The following is a 411-nucleotide window of genomic DNA, read 5'->3' as shown; positions in this document are numbered from 1 at the left end:
TGTGCCTTCCATAGGCTACAAGAGTTACAGGGCTATTTCTGCAGGAGCATTGGAACAGCATTCCACATTGAAAGCGACTGAAAATGAAATTGAGAATGAATTTTTTAAAATAGAAATCGACCCTTCCACCGGCTGCATATCGAGCATTTTTGACAAACGGCTCGATCGCCAGATTTTAGACAAAGACGGGCAAGGGAACCTGATACAAATCATTCAGGATTTTGGCGACTCGGAAGGTTTTTTAAACTCTCCGCAAGGCGAACCGGAATACAATTTTTGGACCGGCAAATACTGGAATGTGGATTCTGAGCCTGAAATCGAAATAGTCGAAAGCGGGCCTGTGAGTGTAGTGGTGCAGGTAAAGAAAAAGTTCGAGTTGGCACGATTTACTCAGCGGATTAAAATCTATGC

General features: G+C 43.6%; 1 protein-coding gene. It reads left to right on the top strand.

What is annotated here, in order from left to right; genetic code table 11:
* Positions 1-411 (top strand): hypothetical protein (locus GXO76_01985; protein ID NOY76619.1); only part of this gene is annotated, 411 nt, incomplete at both ends.

It is taken from the genome of Calditrichota bacterium, from assembly GCA_013151735.1.
GTDB lineage: Bacteria > Zhuqueibacterota > JdFR-76 > JdFR-76 > BMS3Abin05 > BMS3Abin05.
Note: the sequence above shows the minus strand (reverse complement) of the source record. Positions and strands in the feature narration are given on the sequence as shown.